Annotated in this window: 21 protein-coding genes and 1 riboswitch; all 21 genes read left to right on the top strand. The window is 30.3% G+C overall.

All coding sequences use genetic code 11. From position 1 onward, the window contains the following. The first annotated feature begins 8 nt into the window (after positions 1–8). The 21 genes from J1C67_RS01580 to J1C67_RS01480 all read left to right on the top strand — a co-directional run bounded on the left by J1C67_RS01580 (position 9) and on the right by J1C67_RS01480 (position 17,344). Positions 9–437, top strand: a complete 429-nt coding sequence (locus J1C67_RS01580; RefSeq protein ID WP_089972305.1) for a EutP/PduV family microcompartment system protein — start codon at positions 9–11, stop codon at positions 435–437. Positions 438–449: 12 nt separating this feature from the next. Further along, positions 450–1,025 carry an ANTAR domain-containing response regulator gene (locus tag J1C67_RS01575; protein ID WP_089972307.1) on the top strand — a complete coding sequence of 192 codons (576 nt, stop codon included), beginning with the start codon at positions 450–452 and terminating at the stop codon, positions 1,023–1,025. Next, positions 1,015–2,439 (top strand): sensor histidine kinase, encoded by a 1,425-nt coding sequence (locus J1C67_RS01570; protein ID WP_089972310.1) that lies wholly within the window; start codon positions 1,015–1,017, stop codon positions 2,437–2,439. Before J1C67_RS01575 ends, J1C67_RS01570 begins: the two co-directional genes overlap by 11 nt. A gap of 108 nt (positions 2,440–2,547) precedes the next feature. After that, a complete protein-coding gene (gene eutA / locus J1C67_RS01565; protein WP_167866132.1) occupies positions 2,548–3,978 on the top strand; it encodes an ethanolamine ammonia-lyase reactivating factor EutA in 1,431 nt (476 codons plus the stop codon). Positions 3,979–3,995: 17 nt separating this feature from the next. Continuing rightward, a complete protein-coding gene (locus J1C67_RS01560) occupies positions 3,996–5,360 on the top strand; it encodes an ethanolamine ammonia-lyase subunit EutB (RefSeq protein ID WP_089972318.1) in 1,365 nt (454 codons plus the stop codon). 15 nt (positions 5,361–5,375) lie between these two features. Beyond that, entirely contained in the window at positions 5,376–6,266 is an 891-nt protein-coding gene (gene eutC, locus J1C67_RS01555) for an ethanolamine ammonia-lyase subunit EutC (protein ID WP_089972320.1), read from the top strand. 18 nt (positions 6,267–6,284) lie between these two features. Next, a complete protein-coding gene (gene eutL / locus J1C67_RS01550) occupies positions 6,285–6,938 on the top strand; it encodes an ethanolamine utilization microcompartment protein EutL (protein ID WP_089972322.1) in 654 nt (217 codons plus the stop codon). 17 nt (positions 6,939–6,955) lie between these two features. Further along, positions 6,956–7,621, top strand: a complete 666-nt coding sequence (locus J1C67_RS01545) for a BMC domain-containing protein (RefSeq protein WP_167866133.1) — start codon at positions 6,956–6,958, stop codon at positions 7,619–7,621. Further along, a complete protein-coding gene (locus J1C67_RS01540; protein ID WP_167866134.1) occupies positions 7,621–9,090 on the top strand; it encodes an acetaldehyde dehydrogenase (acetylating) in 1,470 nt (489 codons plus the stop codon). Before J1C67_RS01545 ends, J1C67_RS01540 begins: the two co-directional genes overlap by 1 nt. Before the next feature lie 51 nt (positions 9,091–9,141). After that, a complete protein-coding gene (locus J1C67_RS01535; RefSeq protein WP_089972332.1) occupies positions 9,142–9,426 on the top strand; it encodes a BMC domain-containing protein in 285 nt (94 codons plus the stop codon). Between the two features lie 67 nt (positions 9,427–9,493). Continuing rightward, positions 9,494–10,273: a cobalamin adenosyltransferase gene (locus J1C67_RS01530; RefSeq protein ID WP_089972335.1), complete on the top strand. Its 780-nt coding sequence runs from the start codon at positions 9,494–9,496 to the stop codon at positions 10,271–10,273. Further along, a complete protein-coding gene (eutD, locus tag J1C67_RS01525) occupies positions 10,263–10,889 on the top strand; it encodes an ethanolamine utilization phosphate acetyltransferase EutD (protein ID WP_167866135.1) in 627 nt (208 codons plus the stop codon). The genes J1C67_RS01530 and eutD overlap by 11 nt, the downstream gene beginning before the upstream one ends. Positions 10,890–10,900: 11 nt before the next feature. After that, a complete protein-coding gene (locus J1C67_RS01520) occupies positions 10,901–11,614 on the top strand; it encodes a hypothetical protein (RefSeq protein ID WP_167866136.1) in 714 nt (237 codons plus the stop codon). Positions 11,615–11,628: 14 nt separating this feature from the next. Further along, positions 11,629–11,901, top strand: coding sequence for a EutN/CcmL family microcompartment protein (locus J1C67_RS01515; RefSeq protein ID WP_089972342.1), 273 nt, complete (start codon positions 11,629–11,631; stop codon positions 11,899–11,901). After that, complete coding sequence (locus J1C67_RS01510; RefSeq protein ID WP_167866137.1) at positions 11,894–12,454, top strand: BMC domain-containing protein; 561 nt, start codon at positions 11,894–11,896, stop codon at positions 12,452–12,454. The genes J1C67_RS01515 and J1C67_RS01510 overlap by 8 nt, the downstream gene beginning before the upstream one ends. Before the next feature lie 77 nt (positions 12,455–12,531). Then, a complete protein-coding gene (eutH, locus tag J1C67_RS01505) occupies positions 12,532–13,626 on the top strand; it encodes an ethanolamine utilization protein EutH (protein ID WP_089972348.1) in 1,095 nt (364 codons plus the stop codon). Between the two features lie 30 nt (positions 13,627–13,656). Beyond that, positions 13,657–14,112 carry a cupin domain-containing protein gene (locus tag J1C67_RS01500; RefSeq protein ID WP_089972350.1) on the top strand — a complete coding sequence of 152 codons (456 nt, stop codon included), beginning with the start codon at positions 13,657–13,659 and terminating at the stop codon, positions 14,110–14,112. Between the two features lie 73 nt (positions 14,113–14,185). Further along, a riboswitch (cobalamin riboswitch) is annotated at positions 14,186–14,311 on the top strand. A 153-nt stretch (positions 14,312–14,464) separates the two neighbouring features. Further along, on the top strand, positions 14,465–14,860 hold the full coding sequence (locus J1C67_RS01495; RefSeq protein ID WP_089972353.1) for a DUF4430 domain-containing protein: 396 nt from the start codon (positions 14,465–14,467) through the stop codon (positions 14,858–14,860). A 2-nt stretch (positions 14,861–14,862) separates the two neighbouring features. Next, a complete protein-coding gene (locus J1C67_RS01490) occupies positions 14,863–15,369 on the top strand; it encodes a hypothetical protein (RefSeq protein WP_089972354.1) in 507 nt (168 codons plus the stop codon). Between the two features lie 121 nt (positions 15,370–15,490). Next, positions 15,491–15,910, top strand: coding sequence for a HutP family protein (locus tag J1C67_RS01485; RefSeq protein WP_207713870.1), 420 nt, complete (start codon positions 15,491–15,493; stop codon positions 15,908–15,910). A gap of 438 nt (positions 15,911–16,348) precedes the next feature. Further along, the gene (locus tag J1C67_RS01480) at positions 16,349–17,344 is read left to right on the top strand and encodes an ABC transporter substrate-binding protein (protein ID WP_089972357.1); all 996 of its coding nucleotides are present in this window, start codon (positions 16,349–16,351) and stop codon (positions 17,342–17,344) included.

Here is a 17,344-nt window from a genome sequence, read left to right as displayed (position 1 = left end):
GTGAAGAAATGAAAAAAGTTATTTTTATGGGAAAATGCGGTTGTGGAAAAACTACATTATGCCAAAAATTACATGCAGAGAATCTAGAGTATAAGAAAACTCAAGCTATTGATAATTATGAAAATGCAATAGATACTCCTGGTGAGTACATAGAAAATAGATCATACTATAGAGCATTAATTGTTACTTCAGTAGATGCTGATGTAATAGCTTTGATACAAGATTGCACAGAAGAAGAAAATTATTTTCCACCAGCTTTTGCAAGTATTTTTCCTAAAGAGGTAATCGGTATTATAACTAAGATTGATTTATCGAATAGTGAAGAGGAAATAATAAAGGCAGAAGAAGCATTAATAAATGCAGGTGCACAGAGGATTTTTAAAATTTCAACTATGGAAAGCATAGGGATAAAAGAATTAGAAGAATATTTGAAATAATAGAGGTGTGGTATGAGTAAAAGAATTGTAATAGTCGATGATGAACCTATTACGAGGATGGATTTGAAGTCATTATTAGTTGATGCAGGTTACGATGTAGTAGCAGAAGCAAGTGATGGATTTGATGCCGTTGAAGCTAGTAAAAAATATTTACCTGATATTATATTGATGGATATAAATATGCCTAATTTAGATGGTCTAAAGGCAGCTAAAATTATCTCAAGGGGTGGTTATGCAGGTGGGATTATACTTTTAACAGCTTTTTCAGATAAAGAATTTATAGAAAAAGCTAAAGACGTTGGTGTATTTGCATATTTACTTAAACCCTTGGATGAAAAATCTTTGATACCTACAGTTGAGATGGTATACTCAAAATCTAGTGAGTTTAAAAAATTAAAAAAAGAACTGGATTTAAGTATTAAAAAAATTGAAGAGAGAAAAATAATTGAAAGAGCAAAAGGCATGCTTATGAAAGAAGACAACCTTACTGAAGAAGAATCCTATGAAAAAATAAGAAAATTAAGCATGGATAGAAGATGTTCAATGAGGAGTATTGGAGAGGCGATTGTAATTGCTTATGAAATATAAAATTACCGAAAATTTATGTGAACAACAGTCAAGTCTAACAGATAGTGATATTAAAATTATCATTGAAACAAGTAAGGCTGCAGAATATATTACACAAATAGAAACTTGTGATGTTTTCATAGATATTAAAAGCAACATTGAAAATAGTGCTTTAGTTGTATTTGAAAGTAGACCAAGTGATGGACAAAGCTTATATAAGAATTCAGTTGTTGGTGAACTTGCATTAAGAGTAAATGAACCAGGTGTTTTAAGAAGTTTAGAACTAGGTATTCATACAAAAAATATTCATGCTAAAACACAAGAAAACATATGGGTAAAGCAAAATGTAATACCTATAAAAAATGGAGAAAACACTATAGCAGTTTTAATAACTGAAAGAAATATAAGTAAAGAAATATTAACTGATGAGAAAATCAAATCATTATCAGATGATAATGAGGTATTAACTTCAACCTTAATGACTTTATTAAATTATGAAAATGATTTTAAAGATGAAATGAAGGAAGCAATACTTATTTTTAATAGTGAAGGAAAGCTTGTTCTTAAAAATAAGAGTGCTGATAATATTTATGAAAAGTTAGGTTTTTTTGAATCACTAAATGAGTTAGATTATAATAACTTGCGGTTTGATGAAATAACATTAACAGAAATAAATGAAATAAATCCAAAAGAATATAAAAATTTTCTTTTGCATAAAAAAGTAACCATTGGAAATAACTATTTTGAAGTTAAAAAAATAGTTACAGATAATAGTGAAAATAAAATTATTATGATAATAAATGATTTAACAGAAATAAAGAATAAGGACGATGAGATAATTTCTAAATCAGTAGCTATAAGAGAAATACATCATAGAGTTAAGAATAACCTTCAAACTATAGCTTCATTATTAAGACTTCAGAGTCGAAATTGCATAGGCGATGAAGCCAAGCTTGCATTACTTGAGAGTGGGAATAGAATTTTATCAATTGCTACAACTCATGAACTATTATCTAAACAGATAGAAGATAATATATCTATAATAGAAGTATTATCAACTATTAAAAATAATATGTTAAGATGCTTTAGTAATTCTAACAAAGTTTCTATTGATATAAGTGGTGATGATTTTATTGTTAATAGCGATAAGTCTACTACTATAGCATTAATAGTAAATGAGCTATTTCAAAACTCTATGGAGCATGCTTTTATAGGAAGAGATAAAGGCTCTATAAAATTAATACTTGAATCAATTGGAGAATATAAGATAGTTAAAGTTATTGATGATGGTATTGGATTTGATATAAACGATACTAGAAAAGATAGCCTTGGAAGTAAAATAGTTTCAAGCTATGTTAAGGATAAACTCAAAGGGAATCTTATTATAGATTCTAATAGATCAGGAACTAGCATAATAATAAAATTTATAGTATAGATATAACAACTTTTACGCTGTAGTAAAAGTATTAAGCAAAGAGGCTTAATGTTATGACTTTTTTTTAAAAAGGTTTAACATTAAGTCTCTTTTTTGTGGGGTGTAGTGATGAAAGAAGAAATTTTAAGCGTAGGAATTGATATTGGAACATCAACAACACAACTAGTTTTTTCAAATATAACTATAGAAAATATGGCATCTAGTTTTTCAGTGCCAAGAATAAGTATTGTTGGTAAGGAAATTATTTATAGAAGTGATATCTATTTCACGCCGATACTTAGAGGGAAAGAAATAGATATGGAGAAAATTTTAGAAATAGTACAAAAGGAATATATTAAAGCTGGTGTTAAAAAAGAAGAAATATCTACTGGTGCTGTAATAATAACTGGTGAAACAGCGAGAAAAGAAAATGCAAATATAGTGCTTCATAATTTAAGTGGTTTTGCAGGAGATTTTGTTGTTGCAACAGCAGGTCCAGATCTTGAAAGTATAATTTCGGCTAAAGGTGCTGGAGCAGATGTTTATTCAAAGGAAAATAACAATACAGTAGTTAATATTGATGTTGGAGGGGGAACTTCCAATATAGCAGTATTTACAAGGGGAGAATTAATAGATACAGGGTGCCTCGATATTGGAGGAAGACTGATAAAAATAGATGTAACTTCAAAAAAAATAACTTATATAGCACCAAAAATTAAAGAATTAGTAGAAATAAATAATATTAATATTAATGTTGGTGATAGTTATTCAGAAACAGCAGTTCAGAAAATAATTGATGAAATGGTTAAGTTACTTGAAATTTCTGTGGGAGTAACAAAAGAAAATGATTTTTATCAAAGAATATTAACTAAAAAGGGAATTGATTTAAATACGCATATAAATTGCATATCTTTCTCAGGAGGAGTTGCAGATTATATATATAAGGGTTTGGAAGAAAAGGATGTTTTTAAATATGGTGATATAGGAATACTTCTTGGTAGAGCCATTAAAAAATCCTTGCTACTTAGCAAGTTAACTCTCGTGAACTCAACTGAAACCATAAGAGCTACAGTTGTAGGGGCTGGTTCACATACCACTGATATAAGTGGTAGTACAATAACTTACACTGAGGATAACTTTCCTCTGAAAAATCTACCTATATTAAAACTTTCTATAGAAGAGGAAAAAGATACTTCGTTAATAGCTGATAAGATAATAGAAAAATTAAATTGGTTTAAGATTGAGGGAGAACTACAAAGAGTTGCTGTTGCAATAAATGGCAAGAAGAACCCAAGTTTTATAGAAGTAGAAGAAATAGCACAGTCTTTATTAAAAGGTATGAATGAATTAATAGAAAAAGATCTACCTTTAACAGTAATCGTCGAAAATGACATGGCTAAGGTTTTAGGGCAAACACTTCATAGATATTTAAACTATAAGAAAAATATAGTTTGTATAGATGGAGTGAGGGTGGAAAATGGAGACTACATAGATATTGGAAAGCCACTAGTTGGCGGACAAGTAGTACCTGTTGTTATTAAAACTTTAGTATTTAATTAAAGAAGGGGTGAATTATTTTGAAATTAAAAACAAAACTATTTGGTAAAAGCTATGAATTTAAAAGTGTAATAGAGGTGCTTGCAAAAGCTAATGAAGAAAAATCAGGTGATCAACTAGCAGGTATTGCAGCTACAAGTGCTGAGGAAAGAGTTGCAGCAAAGGTTGTTGTATCAAACATGACACTTGAAGATTTAAGAAATAATCCAGCAGTGCCTTATGAAATTGATGAGGTAACAAGAATAATCCAAGATAATGTCAATGAAAAAATATATGCAGAAATTAAAGATTGGACAGTATCAGATTTAAGAGAATGGTTATTAGATCATAATACAACTGGTAGAGATATTGGAAGAGTTTCAAAAGGTTTAACATCAGAAATGATTGCTGCTGTTGCAAAAATTATGTCTAACTTAGATTTAATTTACGGAGCTAAGAAAATAAAAGTAACTGCTCACTGTAACACAACAATAGGAGAAGAAGGAAGACTTTCAATAAGATTACAACCTAACCATCCAACAGATAATCCAGATGGTATTCTTGCTTCATTAATGGAAGGTTTAAGCTATGGAGTTGGAGATGCAGTACTTGGACTTAATCCTGTTGATGACTCTGTTGAAAGTGTAACAAGAGTATTAAAGAAATTTGATGAATTCAAGAGAAAATGGGATATACCTACTCAAACTTGTGTACTAGCTCATGTAACTACACAAATGGAAGCAATCAGAAATGGTGCTCCAGCAGATTTAATATTCCAATCAATAGCTGGTTCAGAAAAAGGAAATACAGCTTTTGGATTTAATGCAGCTACAATAGAAGAAGCAAGACAATTAGCTTTAAAACATGGAACTGGAACTGGACCAAATGTTATGTATTTTGAAACAGGACAAGGTTCAGAATTATCTTCAGATGCTCATCATGGAGTAGATCAAGTAACTATGGAAGCTAGATGTTATGGATTTGCTAAGAAATTTGAACCATTCATCGTAAATACAGTTGTTGGATTCATTGGACCCGAATATTTATATGATTCAAAACAAGTTATAAGAGCAGGACTTGAAGATCACTTTATGGGTAAATTAACAGGACTTCCAATGGGATGTGATGCTTGTTATACAAACCATATGAAAGCTGATCAAAATGATATAGAAAACCTTGCAGTTTTACTTGCAGAAGCAGGTTGCACATACTTTATGGGAGTTCCACATGGCGATGATGTAATGCTTAATTATCAATGTACAGGATATCATGAAGCAGCTACACTAAGAGAACTTGTAGGATTAAGACCTATAAAGGAATTTGAAGTATGGCTTGAAAAAATGGGAATTTATAAAGATGGTAAGTTAACAGAAAAAGCAGGAGATGCGTCAATATTTCTTAAGTAAGAGGGGGAACTAAAAATGGTAAACGAAAAAGAATTAAAGTCCATGGTTGAATCATTACTTACTGAAATGATGAAGGGTAATGTTGAACTACCAAAAGAAAATAAAGTAGAAAAACAAAATGAAACTTCAAATATAGAAGATGGTTATATTGAAGATATAACATTAGTTGATTTAAAGGAACAATTATTAGTTCCAAATCCAGAAGATAAAGATGGATATTTAAAAATGAAAATGAATACTCCAGCTAGAGTTGGTATATGGAGAGCAGGTCCTAGATATAAGACTATAACATCATTAAGATTTAGAGCGGATCATGCAGCAGCTCAAGATTCAGTGTTCTCAGATGTTTCAGAGGAATTTGTAAAAGAAATGAACTTTATTAAAGTTAATACTATATGTAAGGATAAAGATCAATATATTACAAGACCTGATTTCGGAAGACAATTTTCTGATGAATCTAAGGATATAATGAGAAAATCATTAAACAAAAATTCTAAGGTTCAAATAGTAATTGGAGATGGATTAAGTTCAGCTGCTATAGAAGCAAATGTTAAAGATATATTACCAGCTATAATTCAAGGATTAAAGGGATATGGAATAGATGCAGGTCCTTGTATATTTGTAAAACATTGTAGAGTACCTGCAATGGATGTAATATCAGAGATAACAGGAACAGATGTTACATTGTTATTAGTTGGTGAAAGACCAGGTCTAGTAACAGCAGAATCTATGAGTGCTTATATAGCATATAAGGCTACAGTAGGTATGCCAGAAGCAAGAAGAACAGTTATATCTAACATACACAAGGGTGGAACAACAGCTGTTGAAGCTGGAGCTCATATTGCAGAACTTGTAAAAACTATGATAGATAAAAAAGCATCAGGTATAGATTTAAAAAGTTTATAAAAAAGGGGAGTTAATAATATGAAAAACGAAGCATTACGTGCAACTGTTTTAGGTGTGAAAATAATATCAAATGTAAGTCCCGATATGGCAGAATTATTAGAACTTAAACCTTATCAAAAGAGTTTAGGAATAATAACAGCAGATATAGATGATGTAACATATACAGCGTTAGATGAAGCTACTAAAGCTGCTGGAGTTGAAGTAGTTTATGGAAAAAGTATGTATGCAGGTTCTGCAAATTCATCAACAAAGCTTGCTGGTGAAGTTATAGGAATGATAGCTGGAACAAGCCCAGATGAAGTAAGAAGTGGTTTAAATGCAGCTATAGATTTCATTGAAAATGGAGCTCATTTTATAAGCGCAAATGATGATAATACAGTTCCATATTTCGCTCATTGTGTATCAAGAACAGGCTCTTACTTATCAAAAACAGCAGGTATAAAAGAAGGGGAAGCTCTTGCTTATTTAGTAGCACCTCCACTTGAAGCTATGTATGGTATAGATGCAGCTCTTAAAGCTGCAGATGTTAAGGTAACTGTTTTATTTACACCACCAACTGAAACTAACTTTGGTGGAGGCTTATTAACTGGAAGCCAATCAGCTTGCAAAGCAGCTTGTGATGCATTCGCAGCAGCTGTAGAATTTGTTGCTGAAAATCCAACTAGTTACTAAGAAGAGAAGTGATTAAAATGGGTGGAAAAGCGCTTGGCCTTATAGAAGTTAATGGTTTAGTTGGAGCAATAGAAGCCGCTGATTCAGCTTTAAAAGCCGCTGATGTTAAACTTCTAGGAGTAGAAAAGATATCTTCTGGTTTAACAACTGTTAAGATTATAGGAGATGTAGATGCAGTGCAAGAGGCTGTAGCAGTTGCAAAGGTTGCTGCAAGTAAAATAAGTTCTATATTTTCTTCTACTGTAATATCAAGAATGGATAATCAAACTGAAGCTATGATATTAAATTTTAATGATAAGACAAAAAAAAATGAGTTGAATGTTAATAGTGAAACTTTAAATTATTCAGAAAAAACTGAAGAAGTTATTAATAGTGATATAGCTGAAATTAATATTTCAGAAGTTACTGAGGTAACTAATCCGGTTAAAATAGAAGATGAAATTTTGATAGAAAAAGTGGATAAATGTGAAGAAAAGATAGAAGAAAAGATAGAAGAAAAGATAGAGCTAAAAGAGAAAAAAGTTTATACAATCATAGAGATTAAAGCTATGAATGTAGAAGAACTTAGAAGGTTAGCAAGACAATTGAAAATAACAGAAATGAATAATAAACAAATTAAATTTGCTAAGAAAGATAGGCTTATAGAAGTTATAGATAAGCACTATAGAGAAGGAGATAAGTAATGGAATTATTAGATAAGGATCTAGTTTCAATACAAGAGGTTAGAAATCTTATAGCAAAAGCAAAAATTGCTCAAAAAAGATTATCTGAAATGAGTCAAGAAGAGATAAACAAAATTGTAAAAGCAATTTCTGATGCAGGTTATGAAAATGCTGAGAAATTAGCGAAAATGGCACATTCAGAAACTGGTTTTGGGAAATGGGAAGATAAGATAGTTAAGAATACTTTTGCTTCAAAGGTTGTATATGAATCTATAAAAGATGTGAAGACAGTTGGAATTATAAATGAAGATAAAGCTTTAAAGGTTTTAGAAGTAGCTGTACCAATGGGAGTTGTTGCGGGTCTTATACCATCAACAAATCCAACATCTACAGCAATTTATAAAGCTATGATAGCTATTAAATCAGGAAATTCAATTGTATTTTCACCGCATCCAAATGCAAAGAATTGTATTCTTGAAACTGTAAGAATAATATCAGAAGCATCTGTTGCAGCTGGATGTCCAGATGGAGCTATAGGATGTATGACAGTTCCAACCATGCAAGGTACTGATGAACTTATGAAGCATAATGATGTAGCATTAATTTTAGCTACAGGTGGTTCTGCAATGGTTAAGGCAGCTTACTCTTCAGGAACTCCAGCAATAGGAGTAGGCCCTGGAAATGGTCCTGCATTTATTGAAAAAAGTGCAAATATTAAATTAGCAGTAAAAAGAATTATGGATTCAAAAACTTTTGATAATGGTACTATATGTGCTTCAGAACAATCAATTGTTGTTGAAAAAGAAATTGAAGATAAGGTAGTTGAAGAACTTAAAAACTCAGGTGCTTATTTTGTAACAGAAGAACAAAGCAAAAAGCTTGAGAAGTTCATTTTAAGACCTAATGGTACAATGAATCCTCAAATAGTTGGTAAAAGTGCAGAGGTTATAGCTAGTCTTGTAGGGATAGAAATACCAAAAGGTACAAGAGTTATTATAGCTAGAGAAAATAGAGTTGGACATAAAGTTCCATATTCAAAAGAAAAACTTTGTCCAATACTAGCATTCTATGTTGAGGATAATTGGAATACAGCTTGCGAAAGATGTATTGAGATATTAAATAATGAAGGTGCAGGACATACTTTAGTACTTCATAGTGAAAACCAAGAAGTTATTAGAGAATTTGCATTAAAGAAACCAGTAAGTAGATTACTTGTAAACACTCCAGGAGCACTTGGAGGAATAGGAGCATCTACAAATTTATTACCAGCATTAACTTTAGGTTGTGGAGCTGTTGGTGGAAGTTCAACTTCTGATAACATAGGTCCATTAAATCTAATAAATATAAAAAGAGTAGGTTATGGTGTTAGAGAGTTAGAAGAATTAAGAGGAACTAAATCACAAAGCGTAGAATCTGCTTGTACAGTAAGCAACGAAGAAGATTTAATAAATGTTCTAGTTGAAAAAATTATGCAAAAGTTAAACAAATAATTAGTTAACATTAAAATTTAAATAAATTCAAAATTTAGGAGGCAAAATATTATGGCAAACACAAACGCATTAGGAATGGTAGAAACTAAAGGATTAGTAGCAGCAATCGAGGCTGCAGACGCAATGGTGAAAGCTGCAAACGTAACATTAGTAGGTAAAGAACAAATCGGTGCTGGATTAGTAACAGTTATGGTAAGAGGCGATGTTGGAGCTGTTAAAGCAGCTACAGATGCTGGAGCTGCTGCTGCTGAAAGAGTAGGAGAATTAGTATCAGTACACGTAATCCCAAGACCACATGCTGAAGTAGATATATTAATTCCAAAAATAGCAGAATAATAAATTTCAAAACATACTATCCGCGTTTGGCGGGTAGTATGTTTATATTCCATAAGGATGTGAGATAATGAGCGTTTTAACAGAAACAGAGATCAGAAAACGTTTAAGAGATAAGGATTTAAAGTTACTTAAAGAATATGAAGTTGAAAAAGGAGTAATAGTAACTCCATCAGCAAAAGGATATTTAAGTGATAATAATATACAATTAAAGATTGTTGAAAAAATAAAAGAAATAAATGAACCTGTTATTATTGAGAAAGAAGTAAGAATTGAGCCTAAATTTAGAACTATATTTGGGGGATATTTAGACAGTAAACCTGAACACATGACTCATCTTAATGGAAATCTATTAGTATTTAAAAATCATAGTAGAATTATATTAAGAGGGAAATTTGATAGTTTAGAATCTCAAATATTACAGGTTCAAATACTTTCTGATAAATTAAAGCATGAAAAGCTTACAAATGACTTAGAAGAAATTTTAGGTTTTGTTAGAAATCTATTAAGAGCAGAAGTTCTTGAAGAAAAATTAAATGAATTTAAGCTTTTAGATATGGATGAAAAGGAACTTAGAGAAAAATCACATCATCCTAAAAAATATTATGGTATGGGTCATTTTCAGCCAAGTTATAAAAATGGTGAAATTGTAGTTGCATTAAATTCTTTAAGATCAGCTACAAGAGAAGTGGAACTAGCATCTTATAATGCTTTTAAAACTGAGTATGGTGATGTAGAAAGAGAAGATATTGTAAGGGCACTAAATAGGCTTTCTTCTTTATTTTGGATAATGATGTTTAAGTTTTTAGCTGGCGAATATACAAATAAGGAGAAAATACATGGACGATAAATTAATTGATAATTTAGTTGAACAAGTTTTAAGTAAAGTAAAAGAAGAAATTTTTATAGGGGTTGAAGCCTCTGGTAGACATGTTCATTTAAGTAGAGAATGTATAGATATATTGTTTGGAAAAGGGTATCAACTTACTAAGGTTAAGGAACTTTCTCAACCCGGACAATTTGCTTGTAAGGAAAGAGTAACACTAATAGGACCAAAGGGATCTATGGCAAATGTTGTAGTTTTAGGACCAGAACGAAAAGATACTCAAGTTGAAATTTCAGCTACTGATGCATTAATTTTAGGTTTAAAAGTACCAGTAAGAGAAAGTGGAGATGTTAAAGGCTCTTGTGGAATATTAATTGTTGGAGAAAAATCAGCAGTTAAACTAGAAGAAGGAACTATTATAGCTAAAAGACATATTCATTTAACACCAAAGGATGCTAAGAAATTTAAAGTTAATGATAAAGAAAATGTAAAGGTTCAAGTATTAGGTTCAAGAAAATTAATATTTGATGATGTAGCTATAAGAGTTTCAGAGCATTTTAATTCTAAGATGCATATAGATTATGATGAAGCAAATGCTTGTGGTTTTAAGAATGGAATATTAGCTAGAATAATAAAATAGGTGGTGATATTTTGGAGTTTGATAAATTAGTTGCCTTAATTACAGAACAAGTATTTAATAATATAAAACAAAATACAGTTATGAAGAAGAAAATATTATTATTATCTAAAGAAAATAATAATAAAATACAAGAATTGCTAGGCAGTGATTTTGATTTAGAATATTATGAAGATAATATTGATTTAAATTCTTATGAACATATAATTTGTCCGAGTTTATGTACTAATGGTTTAGCATCATTAGCATTAGGGATGAGTAGTTCAAAAATGCTTAGTAAAATGATTGAAGCTATATTTATGGGTAAAAATGTTATAGTACTTGAAGATGGTATGGAATATAGAAAGTTTAAGGGAACAGCACCTAAAACATTATATAAAACATTTTTAGAATATGAAGAAAAGGTAAGAAATTTTGGAGTTAGAATAGTTCAGGTAGATTCATTAAAAGCTGAATTAAATCAAAAAAAATCAAAAAGCAATTTAATAGAAAATGAAACTGTAAAAAACAATGATGATGTAGTTTTTCATAAAGAAGTACAATCTACTGAAATTATTGAAGTAAAAGACAGTTTGCATATAAGAAATAAAAAGCTTATAGCAGAGTCAGATTTAAGAAAAGTATATATGAATGGTGTTAGAAACATAACTATTGATAAAAAATCAATATTAACACCTCTAGCAAAAGATTTTGTTAGAATATATCATTTAAACATCACAAGAGCATAAATGGAGGAATTATAATGGTAATAGGTAAGGTTGTAGGAAATATTTGGTCCACTAGAAAAGACGAAAAACTAAATGGAATTAAGTTTATGGTAGTAAAGCCATTAGATGAAAATTTTAATGAAAAAGGTGAGGTTTTCGTAGCAGCAGATAATGTTGGTGCTGGAATAGGGGATACAGTTTTAGTGACTACAGGATCAGCCGCAAGAATTTCTATAGAATACAAAGAAATACCTGTTGATGCAGTTATAGTAGGAATAGTTGATTCAGTAGAGGTTGACAATGTCTAGAGCGGTTGCAATTGTTGAACTTAGAAGTATTGCCTCAGGAATTTCGGTTGTTGATAAAATGCTAAAAGCTGCAGATGTGGAACCTTTATACTGTAAACCTATATGCCCCGGGAAATTCTTTGTTATTGTTTGTGGTGATGTAGGAAGTGTTAATGCAGCTTTAGAGGCTGCATTAAAAGAAAATAATAAATACATAATATCCACTAAAATACTACCTAATATTCATGAGGATATTATAAATGCAATAAAAAACAAATATTTACGCAGTGCCAGCTTAGCTATAGGTATAGTAGAAACTATCTCTGTAGCTGAAGGTATTGTTGCATTAGATACTTCACTAAAAAATGGTGAAGTTACCTTAGTTAAGTTATCATTAGGATTTACCACAGGTGGAAAGTGTTATTATATTGTGTCAGGTCAATTAAGTGGGGTAAAGGAAGCTATAGAATGTGCTTTAAAGGTTATAAAAAAGGACAAACTATTATGCTATGAGATTATTCCATCACCGGACACGGAATTATTAAAAGTACTAAATATTATTTCGGGCATCTGACAAAAATAACAAGTCAAGTATTAAAATATTGGCTTGTTATTAAAAAAAGATGACTTATAAGAAAAGAGGTATTAATTATGGAAATTAATGAAATTATAATATGTATTATGGCGGTATTTATGGCATTAGGTGCTATTGATAAATGTATAGGAAATAAATTTGGTCTTGGTGAAAAATTTGAAGAAGGTTTAATGGCAATGGGAGCATTAGCAATTGCTATGGTTGGAGTAATATGTTTAGCTCCAGTACTTGCTGACGTATTGAAGCCAGTAGTAGTTCCATTATATGAATTTTTAGGAGCTGACCCTGCAATGTTTGCAACAACATTGCTTGCAAATGATATGGGTGGATTTCCATTAGCTTTAGAACTTGCAAAAGATCCTCAAGCAGGGTTATTTGCAGGAGCAATACTAGGAGCAATGCTTGGACCTACAATAGTATTTACTATTCCTGTAGCTTTAGGAATTATAGAAAAAGAAGATCATAAATATTTAGCAACAGGTGTACTTGCAGGTATAATAACTATTCCACTTGGATGTTTAGCTGGTGGATTAGTAGCAGGTTTCCCAATAGTTATGATGTTGAAAAATTTAGTTCCAATTGTAATATTCGCAGCATTAGTAGTTTTAGGACTTTGGAAAATGCCTGAAAAAATGATTAAAGGTTTTACTTATTTTGGTAAAGGTGTAGTTGTAATTATAACTCTTGGACTAGCAGCAGCTATTATAGAAAAATTAACTGGTCTTGTAGTAATACCAGGTATGGCATCAATTGATGAAGGAATTGGAATTGTTGGAAATATAGCAATTGTTCTAGCAGGAGCATTCCCAATGGTACTTGTAATAACTAAAGTATTTAAGAAGCCATTATTAAAAATGGGAAAACTTCTTAAAATGAATGATATTGCAGCAGCAGGTATGGTTGCTACATTAGCAAATAGTATTCCTATGTTTGGTATGTTAAAAGATATGGATGAAAGAGGAAAAATAATAAATATCGCATTTGCAGTTTCAGCAGCATTTGTAATTGGAGATCATTTAGGATTTACAGCAGGAGTTGCTAAAGAAATGATTTTCCCTATGATAGTTGGTAAACTTGTAGGTGGAATTACAGCAGTAGTTATTGCTTGTATAATCGCTAATAAAACAATGGCTAAAAATAAGAGTAAATAATAATAAATATGTAATTAAGGAGTGTTAGTTATGGAAAATTTAGATAGAAGCATTATTGAAGATTTAGTAAGAAAAATTATTAAAGAAAACTTATCAGGAGTAACTAATGTAAATGCAGATAGACATGTAGATCAAAGTGGAATTATGTCTGTTAAGTTACCTATGCTTAAGCTTGAAAAGTTCGATACAGGTAAATCACAAGACAATGTTATGTTAAGAGATGCATTATCATTAGAAGAAAGTCCAAGACTTGGTTGTGGGCTTATGGAAATGAAAGAAACAACTTTTGATTGGACATTAATGTATGATGAAATACAATATGTTATAGAAGGTAGACTTGAAATAAATATAGATGGAAGAAAAGTTTGCGCTGATGCTGGAGAAATTATTTTAGTACCTAAAGGTAGTAAAATACAATTCTGTGTACCAAACTATGCTAAATTTATGTATGTAACTTATCCAGCTGATTGGGCAGAACAAAAGTAATTGAGTTGTGAAACAATCAAAAATATGTTACTATAAAAAAAGATGAAAATAAAATTTAATATAATTATTAATTAAGGAATATGGTGAAAATCCATAGCAGCCCCCGCTACTGTAATTGTGGACGATAAGCTTAAAAAACCACTAGAATTAAAGTTCTGGGAAGGAAAGCTTAAAGAATGAAGCAAGAGTCAGGATATTTAATTATAATAGAAAACTATATATCTTCGGAGGGAAGAGCGTTGTATTTATAACTATTAAATTATTTTGATTTTAATATGTTTATATAAAGAAGCACTTTTTTTAGAGTGCTTCTTTTTGTTTTAGAAATTTTAAAATATAAGGAGAGAATAAAATGAATAATAAAAAGGTTTTAGTATCATTATTAATTGTAATTATAGCTATAGGGGGATACTTTAGTTATAATAAGTTTTTAACAGAAAAGACTGTTAAAGGAAATAAAGAGATAACTGTTACAGTTATAAACAAAGATGAAAATTATGAAAAAGAGCATATACATAGAACTGATGCAGAAAAGCTTGGAGTAGCATTAGATGAAATGGGAATAGCAGAAACAAGTAAAGGCGATTTTGGTAGAATGGTTACTAAAGTAGATGGAATAGATACAGAAATGGCTAAACAACAATGGTGGAACATAGCTATAAATGGAGAAGATGCACAAACTGGAATAGATGACACAGTTATAAAAGATGGAGATAAAATAGAGTTTATTTATAAAGTAGGTTTCTAAAAATGAGAAACAATTTAAAAACAATTATATTGATGGGTTTCTTAGGAGCTATTGTAGTTGTATCTCAAATAGCATTGAATTTTATACCAAATGTTGAATTAGTATCATTATTATTAATAATATTTACGCTGATTTATGAAAAAAAAGCACTATATATAGTCTTTGTATTTGTAATGTCAATGGGTCTTATGTATGGTTTTGGTTTATGGTGGATAGGATATTTAATAATATGGCCAGCCCTTGTTATGATAACATATATTTTAAAAAATAAATTTAATAAGAATTTTTTAGGGTTAGCTATTTTTTCCGCAGGATTCGGATTAATATTTGGAGCATTATATGCAATACCGTATATATTTGCTTCAGGAATGAATGTAGCAATAGCTTATTGGATTAGAGGGATTCCCTTTGATTTAATTCATATGGTTGGAAATTATTTTGCTATGATATTATTAGGTGAAAAAATATATAATTTATTATTATTTTCAAATAAAAAATATGGATATTAGTTATTTTCAAAAGCCTTATATAAATAGTTCTAATGTGATAAAATTAAATATATAAAAAGAACTTATAAATAGGCTAGAAGATGAGATTCAAAAATTTTTAATATGAAAATTGGAGGAAATTATGATAGAAAAAAATAGTGTTGAAGTAGCAAAGATAGCAACTAAAATGGCCATATCAACAAGAGAAGAAGAACATAAATTAGTAGATGAGTTAAGAAAAGAGGATATATTTGCAGTAGCAGTAGATATAGGTGGAAACTTAAATACATCTATACCTAAAATAATTGAGAGAGCGTTAGTGGCATCAAAAAGAACTGGAATTATTAAAGATTGCCATCTTCATGATGGTGCTGTTGTAGGTGCTACAAGAGAAGCTTTAATGCAAGTATCATCTAAAGCTAATGGATTAAGTGTTGGTGGAAAGATAGGTATTGCAAGATATGGAGAACACTTAAGTGTAACAATATTCTTAAGTATAGGTTTATTGCATTTAAATGAGGTAGTTATTGGAATAGGTCATAGATCAATACCTGAAATGTAAAAAAACATTGACAGTATTTTAAAATGATTGTATTATTAGTAATAATTAAGGTTCCAAAAGAAAATAACAAGCCAAAGATTTTGAGGATGTTTTGTGTTAGGTTAAGAACCATAGCATAGGCATAGGGGATTTAGGTAAATGTTGTGGAGATTGAAGTGCCGTAAAAAAGTAGCATAGTAGAAGTAGTTGCATAGTAATAGAAGTAGTATATTAAAAAAAGTAGCATAGTAGTTTGGTAGGAGATAAGTTTAATCGTAAATAATGTATCTAACAATAAGGGATCATAAAATAAAGAACCAGTCAAAGATAAGAATATTGACTAGGTATTTATTTGAATATCTCTAAAAGATACTTAAGTGATATTTATGGACCCTACTTATAAATTATAAGTAGGGTCTTTTTATTTTAAAAAAAAGTTAATTTTAGGAGGATGGTAGTATGGTAGTTAAGAAAAAAGTTTCATTATTAATTTCAATTATTTTAACCACAACAATTATAGCTGGTTGTTCAGCAAATAAAGGTGGCAATCAAAATAAAAAAATATCAATTGGTATTACTCAGATAGCAGAGCATCCTGCATTAGATGCAGCAAGAGAGGGATTTATAGAAGCATTAGAGTCTAAAGGATATGTGCAGGGAGAAAACCTAAATATAGAAATTCAAAATGCACAAGGAGATATAGGAACTTCTCAAATGATTTCACAAAATTTTGTGTCACAGGAAAAAGATTTAATATTTGCGATTGCAACACCTGCAGCTCAAGCTGCTTTTAACTCAACAAAAGAAATTCCAATAATAGTTACAGCAGTATCAGATCCTGTGAAGGCGGGGCTTGTTAGTAGTATAGAAACATCAAATACTAATGTTGCAGGAACAAGCGATGAAGCTCCTTTAGATAAGCAGTTTAAATTATTAAAAGATATATTTCCACAAAGCAAGAAAATAGGGATTTTATATAATACAAGTGAAGTAAACTCAGAGGTTCAAATAGAAAAAGCAAAAGAAATAGCTGGAAAATATGATTTAGAAATAATAACATCTGGTGTAACTAGTGTTAATGATATGACAACAGCTTTAGATATAATACTAGATAAAGTTGATATATTATACACATTAACAGATAATCTAATAGCATCTTCAATGCCTTTAATTTCAGCAAAAGCTATAGAAAAGAAAATTCCTGTAGTTGGAGCAGAAGAGGCTCATGTTAAAGGGGGCGCTTTAATAACCGAAGGAATAAGTTACAAAAAATTAGGTTTTGAAGCTGGGCTTAAGGCTGTAGAAGTTATTAAAGGACAAGATATAAAACAAATGTCAGTAAGTTCTTTAAAAGATACAGAGCTTATTATAAATACGGATACTTTAGAAAAGCTAGGAGTTAAAATTTCTAAAGATATTATGGATAAAGCAAAGCTGATAAAGGGAGGCGAATAA

The organism is Clostridium gasigenes, from assembly GCF_017348895.1.
Classification (GTDB): domain Bacteria; phylum Bacillota; class Clostridia; order Clostridiales; family Clostridiaceae; genus Clostridium; species Clostridium gasigenes.
Note: the sequence above shows the minus strand (reverse complement) of the source record. Positions and strands in the feature narration are given on the sequence as shown.